This is a genomic window from Rhizobium sp. 10N414 (genome assembly GCF_056394785.1).
In genome coordinates, this window is sequence record NZ_JBFTIN010000012.1 from 85707 (window position 1) to 100945 (window position 15239).

General features: G+C 56.3%; 13 protein-coding genes. 11 read left to right on the forward strand and 2 right to left on the reverse strand.

Features of this window, described 5'->3' with window-relative positions; translation table 11 throughout:
• Positions 1–129 precede the first annotated feature (129 nt).
• Positions 130–1353 carry an MFS transporter gene (locus AC1DE4_RS13660; RefSeq protein ID WP_477881674.1) on the reverse strand — a complete coding sequence of 408 codons (1224 nt, stop codon included), beginning with the start codon at positions 1351–1353 and terminating at the stop codon, positions 130–132.
• A gap of 786 nt (positions 1354–2139) precedes the next feature.
• On the opposite strand from AC1DE4_RS13660, the gene AC1DE4_RS13665 reads away from it, so the two are divergent.
• The 5 genes from AC1DE4_RS13665 to AC1DE4_RS13685 all read left to right on the forward strand — a co-directional run bounded on the left by AC1DE4_RS13665 (position 2140) and on the right by AC1DE4_RS13685 (position 8433).
• Positions 2140–2844, forward strand: coding sequence for a helix-turn-helix transcriptional regulator (locus tag AC1DE4_RS13665; RefSeq protein WP_477881676.1), 705 nt, complete (start codon positions 2140–2142; stop codon positions 2842–2844).
• Between the two features lie 240 nt (positions 2845–3084).
• Complete coding sequence (locus AC1DE4_RS13670) at positions 3085–4404, forward strand: nucleotide sugar dehydrogenase (protein WP_477881678.1); 1320 nt, start codon at positions 3085–3087, stop codon at positions 4402–4404.
• Between the two features lie 9 nt (positions 4405–4413).
• Positions 4414–5877, forward strand: coding sequence for a glycosyltransferase (locus tag AC1DE4_RS13675; RefSeq protein ID WP_192306362.1), 1464 nt, complete (start codon positions 4414–4416; stop codon positions 5875–5877).
• A gap of 16 nt (positions 5878–5893) precedes the next feature.
• A complete protein-coding gene (locus tag AC1DE4_RS13680; protein ID WP_477881681.1) occupies positions 5894–6994 on the forward strand; it encodes a hypothetical protein in 1101 nt (366 codons plus the stop codon).
• Positions 6991–8433: a mannose-1-phosphate guanylyltransferase gene (locus tag AC1DE4_RS13685; RefSeq protein ID WP_477881682.1), complete on the forward strand. Its 1443-nt coding sequence runs from the start codon at positions 6991–6993 to the stop codon at positions 8431–8433. The genes AC1DE4_RS13680 and AC1DE4_RS13685 overlap by 4 nt, the downstream gene beginning before the upstream one ends.
• A gap of 70 nt (positions 8434–8503) precedes the next feature.
• On the opposite strand, the gene AC1DE4_RS13690 is transcribed toward AC1DE4_RS13685, so the two are convergent.
• Positions 8504–8794 carry a hypothetical protein gene (locus AC1DE4_RS13690; RefSeq protein ID WP_192306356.1) on the reverse strand — a complete coding sequence of 97 codons (291 nt, stop codon included), beginning with the start codon at positions 8792–8794 and terminating at the stop codon, positions 8504–8506.
• A 138-nt stretch (positions 8795–8932) separates the two neighbouring features.
• Between AC1DE4_RS13690 and AC1DE4_RS13695 the strand changes: the two genes are divergently transcribed.
• Genes AC1DE4_RS13695 through AC1DE4_RS13720 form a run of 6 tightly spaced genes read left to right on the forward strand, consistent with a single transcriptional unit; the run spans position 8933 to position 15230 of the window.
• On the forward strand, positions 8933–9940 hold the full coding sequence (locus tag AC1DE4_RS13695) for a right-handed parallel beta-helix repeat-containing protein (protein WP_477881684.1): 1008 nt from the start codon (positions 8933–8935) through the stop codon (positions 9938–9940).
• Between the two features lie 4 nt (positions 9941–9944).
• Positions 9945–11375, forward strand: a complete 1431-nt coding sequence (locus AC1DE4_RS13700; protein WP_477881686.1) for an MBOAT family O-acyltransferase — start codon at positions 9945–9947, stop codon at positions 11373–11375.
• A gap of 7 nt (positions 11376–11382) precedes the next feature.
• On the forward strand, positions 11383–12483 hold the full coding sequence (locus AC1DE4_RS13705) for an alginate O-acetyltransferase AlgX-related protein (protein WP_477881688.1): 1101 nt from the start codon (positions 11383–11385) through the stop codon (positions 12481–12483).
• A 4-nt stretch (positions 12484–12487) separates the two neighbouring features.
• Entirely contained in the window at positions 12488–13261 is a 774-nt protein-coding gene (locus AC1DE4_RS13710) for an SEL1-like repeat protein (protein WP_477881690.1), read from the forward strand.
• A complete protein-coding gene (locus AC1DE4_RS13715; protein ID WP_477881692.1) occupies positions 13258–14595 on the forward strand; it encodes an alginate O-acetyltransferase AlgX-related protein in 1338 nt (445 codons plus the stop codon). Before AC1DE4_RS13710 ends, AC1DE4_RS13715 begins: the two co-directional genes overlap by 4 nt.
• A 41-nt stretch (positions 14596–14636) precedes the next feature.
• Positions 14637–15230 carry an alginate O-acetyltransferase AlgF gene (locus tag AC1DE4_RS13720; protein ID WP_477881694.1) on the forward strand — a complete coding sequence of 198 codons (594 nt, stop codon included), beginning with the start codon at positions 14637–14639 and terminating at the stop codon, positions 15228–15230.
• The last annotated feature ends 9 nt before the right edge of the window (positions 15231–15239 follow it).

The following is a 15239-nucleotide window of genomic DNA, read 5'->3' on the forward strand; positions in this document are numbered from 1 at the left end:
AGGAAACGAAACACGCACGGCATCGGCGCCTCGAACGGCCCGATGGCGGCGAACTTCCGGATGCCGTCAAATGTATCGGCATGTTGGACGCCACAGCAGAAGTCTGACCCGACGTTCCGGGCAGCCGAATTAACCCTTGAGCGTCCTGACTTTGGCAAGCTCAGGAAACAGACGTGTCCACATCAATACGATGGCAATAGTGCCGACGCCGCCGATGACGCCGGCCAAAAGAGGCCCCATGAAGCCCGCCAGCATGCCGGATTCGAATTCGCCGAGCTGATTGGAGGTACCGATGAAGAGCGAATTGACCGCATTGACGCGGCCGCGCATCTCATCCGGCGTCAAAAGCTGGACAAGTGAGCTACGCACCACGACGCTGACGGTATCGGATGCCCCGACGACAAGCAGTGCACACACAGACAGTGCAATATTGGTGGAGAGCGAAAAGACAACAGTCGCCGCGCCAAAGACGGCAACGGCAGCAAGCATCTTGATCCCGACACTGCTTCTCAGCGGCCGCCGCGCCAGCACGATCGACATGGCGAGTGCACCGATCGCCGGTGCGGCACGCAACAATCCCAACCCCCAAGGGCCGGCATGCAGGATATCCCGCGCAAACATCGGCAGCAAAGCGGTCGCCCCACCGAGCAGCACTGCAAAGAGATCGAGCGAAATCGTCCCTAGCACGACGGGTCGGCTGCGGATAAACGAGACGCCGGCAAATATCGACGTCAGCGTTACCGGCTCGCGTTTTGCGGGCCTCCACTGCATTCGGATAGAAACTACATTGACGCTCGCAACAGCAAAGAACACGGCGGCGACGGCAAAAGGTGCGACCGGATCAACGCCGTAAAGCAGGCCGCCGAGGGACGGGCCGACGATGAAGGCAGTCTGCTGCATCGAGGTGGTAGTAGCAACAGCCCGCTGGAGCATCAATTCAGGCACGATATTAGGCAGCAACGCCGCCATCGTCGGCCGTTCGAAGGCGGCGGTAGCACCCAGGATCGTGACGGCAACGAGTATGCCCGCCGGTGTCAGCCACTGCTGCCAGGTGGCAATCGCGAGCGACAGCGAAGTCGCTGCCTCGATCAGTTGGCAGACAAGACCGATGCGTCGGCGGTCGTAGCGGTCGGCGACATGGCCAACGATGAAGGTCAGCACAACCATCGGCAGGAACTGGCAAAGGCCTACAAGCGCCAACGCAAATGCGCTGTGCGTCTGGTCGTAGATCATCCACCCCATCGCGATCGCGATGCATTGGAATGAGAGAGAGGAGAGAACGCGGGAAGCTGCGAAATTGAGGTAGCCGGGATGGCGAAGGACGCTACCCGGCAGCACTTGAACAGTATCCATTTGAACATCCAGGCCGGCGGAACCCGCTGAGCCATATATAAGATTCTTATACGGTCTCTGTGCTGTTCGCATGACAGGTTTGTCAACCGCTCGAAGAGCGAATTGCTGGTTTGCGCCAGCGCGAACGAGATCTCCCACGTTCAAATCTTGTTGATCAAATGGCCCCGGCCATCTGTTTCAGACAATACCCGGACCGGCCGACCCCTCCCTAAAAGGGACCGGCAGGGTGGCCCGTTACGGAATGACAAAAGACGGTGGCGACCGTCGCCAACTCAACAATTGCGCAGGCGGTGTCCATCCCTACCTGTCTGAGCTTCTACACAAAGCACTCTTGAATTTCCTTTGGGGAGCCTGTCGACCGACCTGACCCGGTACAGAACGCTCACCGATTTCTCCGATAGTCTCATTGTGCCGCCGAGCGCGACATTGCTTTTGGCTGCCTCCGCATAGTGAAACCGGCTTTTCATGTCGTTGCCGAACGCAATGAAGCAACCCGCGCCTCCCAGCATGCGGTAATCCATTGAACATCAAGCGAAAAGCCGCAGTAAATCTAGCCTAACCCGGCATTGTGTGGAGCGTTCCTCTCGCGATGCGTAGCAAAGTTTCAACGAGAAGACGTAATTATCTAAATTCCGTCTTGACAGATTAAGTAATTTTTAAAATTATCTCCACGTTCTCTAGCTTTCTGCATGTCATTGGAGGCAGTGCGCCATGGTGTACTGGATATGCAGCAAGTTCCTAACAGTAATAAATGGGAGGAAGTTTCATCTTGATTGAGGAACTTTCATGGGAACTAAAAGGATTCGTGTTTCGGTAATTTGCTCGTCCGGTGAATTATCCGAAAAAATTCGGTCGGGAGTCTGTGCTGATCACGGGATGTGCTTCGTCGACACGAAGCGTGCCGGTGAGTCTGCGCATGAATTTGTCGCCCGAACATTGCCCGCGGTTGTATTATGCGAAATAGCCAGTCCCGCCGACGTTGCGACTGGCACTGCAATACGCCGTTTGGCCGACACGGAGACAGAGTATCCGTTCACCCTGATACATGCCCTGAGCCGCGCAAGCGCGGATCTCATTCGTGACATCTATGTCGATGGCGTATCAAGCATGGTGTTTACGAATGACGACAACAGGGACATTCGCGCAGCAATCGCGAGCGTTGCGGCTGGTCATCACCATATCAGTCCCGCGGTCTTCAGATCGCTACCCGATTTACATATTCGCAGCTTCTACTCACTTCTCAACGGCCCATCACCTGCGGCATCGCGGTTGTCGGAAGGCAACCTGAGCGTGCGCGAGGAACTCGTTCTCAAGCTGATTGCCTATGGCTTCAGCACCAAGGAGATAGCGGCAGAGATGCGGCTAAGCACAAAAACGGTCGACACATACAGAGCACGTGGAACAGACAAGCTAAGCCTTTCGAGCCGCGCATCCATAGTAAAATATGGAGCATCAAAAGGTTGGTTTGATATTTATCAGCAACAAAGCTGACTAATCCTCAAGTATTTTATCCAGTTTTTCTTTCTGGAACTCCGCGTTCCGGAAGGATATTGCTATTTAAACGATATACTACTTCCAATTTCCCCTACATCTATTCTTAATTATCCGACTTTTTTTCTTTTTCTCCCAACGTATTCTTCGTATGTGCCTGACGACACTTCGGTACGCCGGAGAACCGTCCCGTCGTGTTGCCAGGCCACTCGGAGCAAGATGCAATCGTGGGGACACGTTATGGCGAGAATTAGTATACTTGGTATCGGATACGTTGGAGTTGTGTCTGCGGCCTGCCTTGCAGAAGATGGACATACCGTCGTTGCCGTCGACATTGATCCGGCCAAGGTGGCAAAACTAAATGCCGGCGAAGCGCCAATCGTGGAAGCGGGGCTGACGCCGTTGCTTGAGCGCAACGTTACGCGAGGTCGGCTGAGCGCCACGACAGACATCGCCGCTGCCATTGCCGAAACGGACTTAACGTTCATTTGCGTCGGCACACCCAGCGCACCAGATGGTGCTGTTGGATTGGATTACGTCACGCAAGCTTGCGGCGACGTTGCAAAGGCGATGGCACAAAAGGCGTCCTTCCACTCTGTCGTGGTGCGATCGACCATCGTTCCGGGCACCATGAACACCCATTGCATACCAATCCTGGAGCAGCAGTCCGGATTGACCGCGGGCGAAGGATTTGGTGTCGGCTACTATCCGGAGTTCCTCCGCGAAGGCACCGCCATCGACGACAATTACAATCCCGGCCTCATCGTTTTTGGCGCGATAGATCCTGTCACCGAGCGCCTGCTGCGCGACATCAACGAAGGATTGCCATGTGCCATTAACGTCGTTCCTTTGGCGACGGCGGAAATGATCAAATACACCAGCAACTCCTGGCGTGCGGTCAAGGTCACCTTTGCAAACGAAATCGGGAACATTGCCAAATCCTGCGGCATCGATGGTCAGCTGGTGATGAAGGTGCTGTGTTCAGACGACAAGGTGAACATGTCACCCTATTTCATGCGACCCGGCTTTGCGTTTGGTGGTTCTTGCCTGCCGAAGGATGTTCGCGCCCTTCGGCATCTTGCGCAAGGCAAGGCAATTTCAACGCCATTGCTTGACTCGGTCCTGACAGCAAATGCCGAACAGATCGAACGCGCGGAGGCGATGGTCGAGAACGCGCCGGGCAAGTCGATCGGGATGGTGGGTATCAGCTTCAAGGCAGGTACCGACGATTTGCGTGAAAGCCCATTGGCTGAGCTCGCATCGCGGCTGATATCCAAGGGTTTTGATCTTAGAGTCTACGATCCGAGTGTCAGCGTCGCCTATGAACATAGCATGGGCGGCTCGGGCCGGGGGAGCGGCGTCGTCCCAGACCTTAAGGAGCGCCTTGTCAACAAAATCGACGAGCTCATCTCAGGCGCTGACATCCTGCTTGTCGGCAATCGCTATGACGAAGCGCTTGAGCCTCTGACCGCGGCGGCGGCAACCAAGAGCCTGGTTGACCTCACTCGCATCGATCCGAAGATGCGCTCGGGTGGTCTTTATGCCGGCATCTGCTGGTAGGAGCTGAGTGTGCTGGGCCATCTCCTCTATATCCTTGTGTTCTCGAGCGTCGCGGTTGCGATCCCCGCTCACCAGCTTGCCGAGAACACGGGGCTAATCTTGACCATCGGCACATTGGGAATGTGGCGATATGGCTGGGGCGCGATCAACTTTGTCCGAGCGCAGATCTTCATTCATGTTGTTCATCCTCGTCGGCGCGCCACCCTCTCGCGGATTTATCTGGAACGGAAGCGCCCGGCTCATTCTTTCTTCCTTGCGACGACGTACAAGGTCGATACGGCCGTCACGACCAAGGTCTATCGCTCCCTTTTTAAGGCGGCGGCGGCTTCACGAGGTGGTGCTACGGTTGTTGCCTCGATCGTGGATGCTGCTGACGAACGGCTCATTCGGCAAATCTATTCGCTGATGCGGTCCGAGATCGCTCACGTGAGGCTAATTGTTGATCGCATTCCCGCTACTGGAAAACGCGATGCACTTGCAACCTCCTTGCGCATCATAGCCCGGCAGTGCCCTATGCCCGACGACATCGTCGTTCTCATTGATGGTGACAGTTGCCCACCGGAGGATCTCGTCGAGAAGTGCGCCCCCTTCTTCATCGATCCCAAGATCGGTGCGCTCACGACGGATGAGGATTGCGAGATCGTGGAGTCCCGGCTGTTCCGAGACTGGTTCAATTTACGCTTTACTCAACGCCACATGATGATGTCTTCCATGGGACTGTCCGGGCGCGTCCTGACGCTGACAGGACGTCTGTCGCTCTTTCGGGCATCGCTCGCCTGCGACCCGGATTTTATCGACAATGTGCAACACGACTGGCTTGTGCACTGGCGACTTGGAACCGTGCGGTTTCTGACCGGGGATGACAAATCAACCTGGTTCTGGCTGCTCAAGCGCGGGTTTAAGATGGCCTATCTGCCAGACGTTCGTTCGGTCTCTATGGAGAGCCAGCCAAAGCCCGGATTCGTTGATTCTGCGGTTGCGTTGATGCTGCGTTGGTTTGGCAACATGCTGCGAACGAACGGAAGAGCGCTCGCACTAGGGCCACGCCGTATTGGTTGGTTTACGTGGTGGTCTGTGCTCGACCAGCGTGTATCGATGTGGACAACACTGTTTGGTCCGGCGACTGTATTGATGTCGGCTCTTCTTGTCAGCCCTCTTGTCCTGCCTCTCTACTTGGCATGGGTCATGTTCACCCGGTACATTTACTGCTGTCTGCTAACGACCTTCAGGCCCGCCTTTCCGATCACCTACCCATTCCTGTTGTATTTCGGCCAGATCGGCGGCGCGCTTGTAAAAACCTTCGTCCTCTTTCGCCTCGATCGGCAAAAATGGACCCGGCAATCCACCGCACGGCGTGCGCGTCCGGCATCTGCATCCGAACGCTTGCGAAACCTTTCCTCGACTTATGTTCACCTGCTGGCGAGCTCCTGGCTCCTGCTCGCCGCCCTTATGATTTCCACCGCAAAAATGTGACTTGGAAGGATCTCTGATGACGACAATCGACCATCGCGAAAAAGAAGTGCCTTCAGTCGACAAGGGTGCGGGTGATGTGCCCGATTTCGCAGAGGCGAATGAACATCCGCGCTTGCGTATTCCGTTTTCCGTCACGATCGATGGCCGCGCTTATGAAGGGGTAACCCTTTCCATGGTAGGCGCGAGAATTGCCGGAATTGCAGCGGCTAACTGGGCGGGGGCGGCCAAACTTGCCATCTTTCGCTTCAACTTCAAAGAATTCTGGTTGTCGCTGCCGATCGATGTGACGGTTGCATCGAGTGATAGCGAAACCGGCGCAATGATCTTGCGATTCCGCGATCCGACCGGTCAGCATATGCCGCAGATCCGCTATCTCTTGAATAGCTGGCTTGCTGGCGACCAGGTTACCCTGAACGGGCTCCTTGGCACGCCAGGGACGGGACAGGGTGAAAGTACGTCCACTCCAAAAGGCGCCCTGCAGCCAGGTAAAGCTGTTCTGGCCAAAGTAGCCGGGACACTCGGCATCAGTTTGGCCACCATTGGCCTCATCGCCTTCATCGCATCAGGACTGAGCAACCGGCTTTTCGTGACTGACGTCGATGGACCCGCGGTGGTTCAGCGTCAGGGCCTGACAATGAAGGCGACCACCAGCGGTCAGATTGACTTTATCAATTTGAACGCCGCCGCCGGCCAACCGGTCTATTCGATCCTGTCATCGAATGGCGTTTCTCTGACCGCCAGCATGCCTTGCGACTGCGACGTGATCCCAGCCGGAATCGAACGCGGCTCCACGGTCCTCCTCGGTCAACCGATCCTCGATGCGAACAGGCGCGACGCACCACTAATCGTCCGGTCTGCTCTGACAGGCCCCGAATTGCGCCGACTGGGCGGAGGGGCGACAGCTGAAATTGAAACGCCTGGCGGAAGTCGAATTGAGGCCAAGGTTGTCCTCGACCGCACGGCCACCAGCCCCGGGGGGCCGTTGCCGGTCACTCTCCTTCCCATTCGGCCATTGGACGCCACTCCCGGAACACCGGTGGTGGTGCGCCTCGACAACTCGCCAGAACTATTGCGTTCGATGAAGGCCGGCCTGTCATATCTGTGGGGTTCGAAATGAGTGACATTCATCCACTGATTCTCTGTGGAGGTTCAGGGACTCGTCTTTGGCCGCTTTCGCGAGCTCATCAGCCAAAGCAGTTCCAACCGATCAATGGCGAAGGCTCCCTGACGTTCTTTCAGAGTACGGTTCAACGCCATCGCAGCGATCTGTTCTCCGACCCGATCGTCTGCGTCGGTTCTCGTCATGTGCAAACCGTTGGCCGCCAGCTTCGTGAAATTCAAAGCAAGGCACACATCATAACTGAGCCAGTGGCAAGGAACACGGGTCCAGCGGTACTGGCGGCATCACTCTATCTTGCTGGTGCCAAACCTGATGCTGTGCTGGTCGTGCTTCCATCTGACCATGTCATTAAAGGCGAGCTCAATCGGTTGATTGCACAAATGCACGATGCGGCCCTGGATGGATTGGTCGTGACCTTCGGTATTCAGCCCAGCTATGCAGAAAAAGGCTACGGGTACATCATGGACGGAGGCCGGTTCGACCATTATCCAGGCCTGCATCGCGTCGAAAGCTTCATCGAAAAGCCGAGCACCACGATCGCTCAATCGTTAATTGACACAGGCTTTGCATATTGGGCCTCGGGCATCAGCATGTTTCGGGCAAGCAAGCTCATCTCGGAATACCAGCATCACGACCCGGCGACATTTGCGCATGTGCAGGCGGCTCTCCAGTCCGCCTCGCCCCTTGAAACAGAGGCGGGGCTGCTGCTCGACGAACGACATTTCATGAAAGCTGAAAATCAACCAACCGAAAAGGCGGTGTTTGAACGGTGTAAGGACATTGCCCTTGCGCCGGCAGCGATCGAATGGGACGACGTCGGCGGTTGGACCTCTCTCCACGCAATCGGAATGAAGAACGAGAGTGGCAATGTCACGTCAGGGGACGTCGTTCTGTTTGATACGCGCGGCTCTCTGGTGCGCGGCGGCGAGCGTCTGGTTGCTGTCGTCGGCATGAACGATGTGGTCGTGGTCGATACCGACGACGCGTTGCTCGTCACAAACAAGGCAAGCTCCCAGGATGTCAAGCGGATTGTCGAGCACCTCGTGACCCTCAAACGTCGGGAAGCAGAAAATCATCGCAGCCAGGTTACCGAGTGGGGCAGGATCAAGTCGATGCAAGCAGGCCCCGGCTTTGCCATGGACCTTCTCAGCATAGACAGCGGAAAGACCGTCACCCTTGTTGGCGAGGAGGGCGTATCCCGGACTCTCGCCGTCATCCACGGTCGTCTGCAGCTTGTCGGTGACCACACCCAATCTGAGTTAACTCCCGGGCTGTCGGCGATGGTTGCGATCGGCAAGGAGGCAAGACTTGTCAATACCGCGGATACGCCGGCCGAGGTTATTGAAATCAGCTGTGGCAATGCCAGCGCACTTGGCCTGTCCGGTCAGTCCCTTGCCGCCATTGCGGCTGATGTGAGGGCGGCCGATTATGCTTAGTCGTCCTGCCTTTGTTATTGCCATTGCCGCTTGTCTAGCGTGGCCGCCTTTCGCGCTCGGCCAGCAAGCGTCATTCAATCGACAGCTGGAAGCGCTCGAGCTCGAGACACGCAGCTTGGACGTGCCGTCCGCCGAGATCTTCGCGCGCGCCAACGAGTTTGCCGGAATCGGCAAATTGCAGGCGGGGGAGCACGCTGCGCGACTTGTGCTGCCAGAAGGTCAAAAGCGTGTCAGTCGTTCGCCCATCGACATTCTCATGCGCCGCATCGGACTTTCGGCGAGCGAGGGCTTCGTAGAGGCGAGCCTCAAGGCACAGCCCGACCCGCAGGCAAGCGCCATCGTTATCGAAAGTGGCTCTCATACGTTGGAAGATGTTCGACAGGCATTGGGGTCGAAGGGGATTGGGAGCTATCTGGAAAGGCGGCCGCAAGGATATGTCGCCCACCGACCCATCTTCATTTGGGGCGGTGGGGCACTGACAATCGGGCCTGGCGAGACATTGACTTTGGACGGCAGCCAGGGCGCTTTTATCGTCAATACCGGCGTGCTCGAAATCATTGGCGCCCGACTGGATGCAACACCGGGTGCAAAGAGCGATTTCCGGCCATTTCTGCTGACGACATTTGCCGGCGCGACACAGGTTAGCCGAAGCGTAATTGCCGACCTCGGCTCTCCCGCGTTTCCCGAATCAAGCGGTTTGGCATTTACGCATCAACAGTTTTCGGCTTCGGGAACAGCGTCTATGCTGAGGGATAACGTGTTCAGGAACGGCGTTGGGGTCGCAGTCACTGCGTCGAATAGGCTTGACGTTATCGGCAATCGATTTGTCGACGGCTCGAAAACAGCAGTCCTTGTAAAGGCGGCGCGCGATGTGCGTATTGCGGACAATATCGTTTCGCAACGAACCGGTACGCACGGCATCAAGGTAACTGACAGCTCCAGTCAAATCGACATTTCGCACAACGTTATCATTGACAGTCCAGGCAACGGAATCTTTGTGGATGGGGGAACAACTGATGTCAGGATTTCTCGCAACCTCGTCGGCAAATCAAGGCTGGCAGGCGTCAGTGTCGCTGGTTCGGCGTGTGTTGCAATCACAAGCAATTTTGTCATCGCCAATGGCTCGCGGGGCATCGCGATGCGGTCCGTCCTTAGGGGCAAGGTTGAAGACAACCATCTTATTGCAAATGGGTCGGCGGGTCTGGCGATTTCCGGACAGTCCGACCATGCCGCCCTCCTCGTTTCTCGAAACATTTTCAAGGACAACCGCTTCGGGTTGAGCGGAGCAAGGCTGGGAGAGTTAAGCCTTTCCGCAAATGACTTCGAGCGGCAGCTTCCAAGAATCGCTGATGGCGAGTTCTCAGCCAATCTCGGCGAACTGCTGGAATTTGTCGCATCCAGCAAGCCTGGAGAATTCAAGCTGGCGTCGACCACGTCAGAGGGTGGTGATTTGTCGCAGTTTTCAGCGGTCGATCTGGCTCGTTGTGTCGCCAAGAAGAGAGCATGACGTCATGGTGTTTTCCTCCGAGGTTTTTGTTTTTCTTTTTCTTCCAACCTTCCTGGTCGCCTACTATGCGACTCCCGTCGCTGGCCGCTCTCTTACCATCCTCATAGCCTCCTATATTTTTTACGGCTGGTGGCGGATGGATTTTCTGGCGCTGCTGTTTGCGACCACAGTGTGGGTTTACACCTTCGCGATCGCCATCGAGCGCAATCGGGAGCGGCAATTGGGAAAGATCCTGTTGACGCTTGGTATATCCGGCTGCCTGACCGTGCTTGGCATTTTCAAGTATCTGAATTTCTTCATCGACAGCCTTGCGGCCCTGATCGGCACGGATGCCGATGGCCTTGGCGTCCACTGGCGTCTCATCCTCCCAATCGGCATCTCCTTTTATGTCTTTCAGTCGATCAGCTACCTGATCGATGTCTATCGCCGGGACACAGCGGCAACGCGTAACTTCATTGATCTGGCTGCATACAAGGCTCTGTTCCCGCAACTTATCGCGGGACCGATCCTGCGTTTCAAAGATCTGGCGGACCAATTCAAGCATCGTGAACACACGTTGCAGAAGTTTGCCGACGGCACGGCACTGTTTGTGATCGGCCTTGCAAAGAAGGTGCTGATTGCAGATCCGATCGCGCCGATCGCGGACAGCATCTTTTCAAGCCCTCACCCGACGCTGATCGAAGCCTGGCTTGGCTCCATCGCCTACATGATCCAGCTCTACTTCGATTTTTCCGGATACAGCGATATGGCGATCGGACTTGGCCTGATGATCGGGTTTCGCTTCGCTCCAAACTTCGACGCACCATATCTCAGCCGCAGCATCACCGAATTCTGGCGCAAATGGCACATCAGCCTTTCAAACTGGCTTAGGGACTATCTCTATATCCCGCTTGGTGGTAGCCGCCACGGCCCTATTCGGACCTACGTCAACCTGATTTTGGTCATGCTGCTCGGTGGGCTCTGGCACGGTGCCAACTGGACTTTCGTGCTCTGGGGCGGATGGCACGGTGGCTGGTTGGCGGTCGAACGCGCAACCGGCTGGAACAAGATTGCAGCCTCGCGGTGGATTTCTTTACCCATGACGCTTTTGATCGTTTTATTGGGTTGGGTTATTTTCCGGGCAGAGAACGTCTTTGTCGCGCTCGACCTCTATACAGGCATGCTGGGGTTCAACGGGCTGTGGGTTCGACCAGAGCAACTTCTCGATATCACACACGAGGGATTGCTCACGCTTGCGGTAGGTTGCGTCATTGTCGCGAGCGAGCCTTACCTCCTGGTTCTGGAACGGACGAACGTTGACCTGCCTTCTGCTGACGGGAGCGCTACAGCGCGCCAATCCATTGCTGTGCCTTTAGTGCTGACATTGCTGGCAACCGTGACGGTATTGAAGCTCGCGGAGGCCAATCACTCGCCGTTTCTCTATTTTCAGTTTTGAGGAACCAATGCAGATCCACGCTAGATATAATACAGCCGCAAGACTGCTACTCCCGGCGATGTTGTTTGGCTATGCACTTGTAGCGAATGTAGACATTCGCCATCAGTTGGCAGGGGCGCTTTCGAAACTTCCTGCCAACCTCGACCAACTCAGCCATGGGCTGATTGGTACGACGCTCGAAACCGTCTACAAATCAGAACTGCCACATCGCGAGTTTGCGGTCGAACTGGTTGGAGCTGCGCGCTACATCCTTTTTGCCGAGGGGCGCCGCGGTGTGGTTGTCGGAAAGGGAGGATGGCTTTTTTCCGAAGAAGAGTTTCGCGGTGCCGCCAACGCTGACACCGGCATCGAAACCGGCGTTCGCGAAATATCAAAAGTGGCCGATACTCTTCGCTCGCATGGAATTCGGCTGATCATCGTGCCACTTCCGGCCAAAATCGACATTTACCGCGAAAATCTTTCCGACGAGCGGTATGCCTCGATCGCGGAGCACCGATATCTCGACTTTGTCCATTCGCTGTCCTTGGCAAAGATTGACGCCGTCGATACGCGGGGTGCCCTGCTCGCTGCCAAAACCAGCGAGCCTGTCTTCCTGAAGACAGACACGCATTGGACACCAGCAGGCGCCAAGGCTGTGGCAGGTGCGGTTGCAGCATTCTCAGGTATTGCCGGCCAATCGCATTTTGCCTTGAAAGACGAGCCGGAACGCACGGTGGAGGGGGACCTCGTCAAGTTCGTGACCGGCGAAAGACTGGCGCCGTCGATTGGACTAGGACATGAAGTCGTCGCACCACAAACGGCAAGCCGAGATGAGGCGGGACCTCTAACCGACATTCTTGGCGAAAGCGACCGATTCCCCGTCGCTCTGGTCGGCACCAGTTACAGTGCCAATGACACGTGGTCCTTTTCCTCGTACCTGGAAGCCGCCTTGGGAGTTGATGTGCTGAACGTCGCTGAGGTCGGCCGTGGACCTGTTGTTCCCATGCGCAACTTTCTGGCGGCCGACAGCCAGCTTGAGGGACAGTCGACTGTTCTATGGGAGTTTCCCGTTCGTTACCTGACAGAGCCTCGACTCTGGGATGCGCCTGCATCTGCGGTTAGGGAGTAGATAAATGCGGATTCATGCCCTCCTGCTCGCTTTCAGTTTTGCGGTCGGTCTCGGCGGCAATGTTACACCTGCCGCCGCGGTTACAAAGAACGCCGAGGCCACGAAATCAAAGGCAGACGCGAAGCGTTATCGACAAGGCTTCAATCAGGGAATTACGAGAACAGACCAGCTGGAAGGCCCCGAGCTCCAATCAATCCGGCGGCGCATGATTTCCCGCCAGCGGGTTTCCTACAAGGAGCTGCAAATGCTGGCCGACCGGGGCGACGGCGTGGCTGCAATCTACGTGGCCAAGCGACTCGCGGCAAAGCCGACGCTTAAAGCGGACGCAGTTCACTACTACACGATCGCATGCAGCACAGGCCGTGCAGGTGCTGTTGCTCCACTTTCCAGATTGCTCAGCACCGAAACCGGCTCCATCAGCGACCCACGGCTTGATCAGGCAGAGCAAACCCTTCGCGACCATGCCGCCCATGGGAATCCTGTTGCGGTCGCTCAACTCATCAAGTTTTACAAAAGTGGCCATCCTTTCGGAGCCAAGCCCGATGAGGTCATCCGCTTAGAACGACAGGCCGCCTCCAGTGGCGATGCAAAGACAGCCCTCGATATGGCGATCTCGATGATTTCACAGGGGCTGACAAGTGAACAGGAAAAAAAAGAAGCAAGGCAGTTCCTGATAACCGCGCAAACAAGCGCTGAACCCAGCACGAGGGCGGTGGCGGCCGCGGTCCTGCGCCGACTGGACACAGAACCCACCAATCTTGTCGAGGTCTCTCAATGATGAGCCGTATCAGACAATCGGCGGTGCGTACCGGCATCGCAATCGCGCTGACCCTCGGTTCGTGGGGGACCGGCTACGCGTCGTCATCGGCATTCGGATGCGCAGGTCTGGAGACCAATAAACAACTTGCATCGGTCGAGGGACGGAATGGGTTCTTCTATCGGGTTATTGCAGACTTGCGCATGGAGCAGCAGCTTTCCGAGCATACCGCTGACCAGGTTGCAACGATCGCCGAGGCGCTTGAGGCCCAGGGAACAACGCTCGTTTATGTACCAATACCAACAAAGAGCCTCGTGCTGCCACAATATCTGCCTGCCACGGCAAGCAGTGACTTTGGGTTCGACTACGATGTGGCAAAGAAGGCTTATGGAGGCGTCATTCAGCGACTGCGCGAGCATGGCATCGTGACCGTTGATCTGTTGGAAAGGCTCAAGGAACAGTCCGGCGAGGAACCACCATTTTTCCAGGCTGACTTCCACTGGACGTCCGCCGGAGCTCGTGCCTCGGCAGGAAAAATTGCGGAGGTAATTCGCTCACTCCCAGGTGCTGGCGAACTGCAGAAGGCAGAGTTCGAGACAAGGCCGACAACGCCGTCATCCATCATCTCTACAATGCGGCGAATGCTGCAGGCCAGCTGCACGGATGCTTTGCCCCTGCCCCGCACGCAAGGGTATGAAACCGTCGAGACCGACAGCGGAGCGAGCGCGATCGACATATTTGGAAGTCCTTCCGCCGGTGGCACCGTCGCCCTGGTGGGAACCAGCTATTCGGATCTTCCGGCGTCGAACTTTGCTGGCTTTTTGTCGCAGGCTCTATCAACACCAGTGACGAACTACTCGATTTCAGGCGGCAACCAATTCGGTTCTATTACCTCCTACCTGACGTCAGAGGTCTTCCAGGCAAACCGGCCTCGTTTTCTGATCTGGGAAAATCCCATCTACAACAATCTCGGCAAGTTCGGTGACGCACCACTGATCGAACTGGCGACAGCTGCGCGTCAAAGCTGCCGTAGGATCGACCCCGAAAGAATTTCTCCTCTTGGTCCCACGACAGTGAGTGTGGCCCTTGAACAGGGCGAGGTCTCCGATTCCGCCGTAATCTATGCATTTTCTGGCGACACGCTCAGCCGGCACGCCACTTTGAGCTTCAAACTGAACGACGGTCACGACTACCAAAGCAGTATCGTGAGGGCAGATCGAATGGTCTCGACGGGCCGCTTCTACTTCCCGGTGCGATACTTTGCCAGCGAGGCATCCAAGCGAATTACCCTCGAATTCGACCGCCTATCCACAAACGCGGCAGCAGTGAGTGTCTGCCATCCCAAAGCAAGGTGAGGATCATGTTTCTACCACGCACATATGCACTCCTTTTGACCATGATGCTGGCCCTGCCAACGCTTTCATTGGCCCAAGATGCCGGACTGTATGGCAAACCGATCGATCCCAATGGATCCTTTATCCGGATTCTCGATACCAATGCCTCAGCCGCTGTGATCGCGGGATCCCAGGTTGCGGGTTTCGACGATGGCGTATCGCCTTATGTGGCCGTCAAGCCAGGCAACGTCGACATGTCTATCGGCGCTGAGAGCATCAACATCACAGCTGCCCCAGGCAAGTACTACACCTACGCCAAGCTATCGGACGGGCAGCCAAAACTCTATGTGGATGGCGTCAAGGACGACCCTTCCAAGGCGCAGGTCTATCTTTACAATCTCAGTGATCTTGAAGCCATTGACCTCGCCGTGCCCGCTGCAAATGCAACGGCAATCAAAGGGGTTGCGTCCGGAACATCCGAAAGTGTTTCGCTACGGGCCCCGCTCAATCTCAGCTTTGCAATTCAGCAAGGTGGTAAGACCATCACCCAAACCGACAAGATCGAGCTGAAACGGCGCGCCGGATTCAGTATCGTCTTGTCGGGCAATGCGGGCGACTACCACGTTGTCGTCACCAAAAATCATCTCAACCAATAGGGGGCGAGT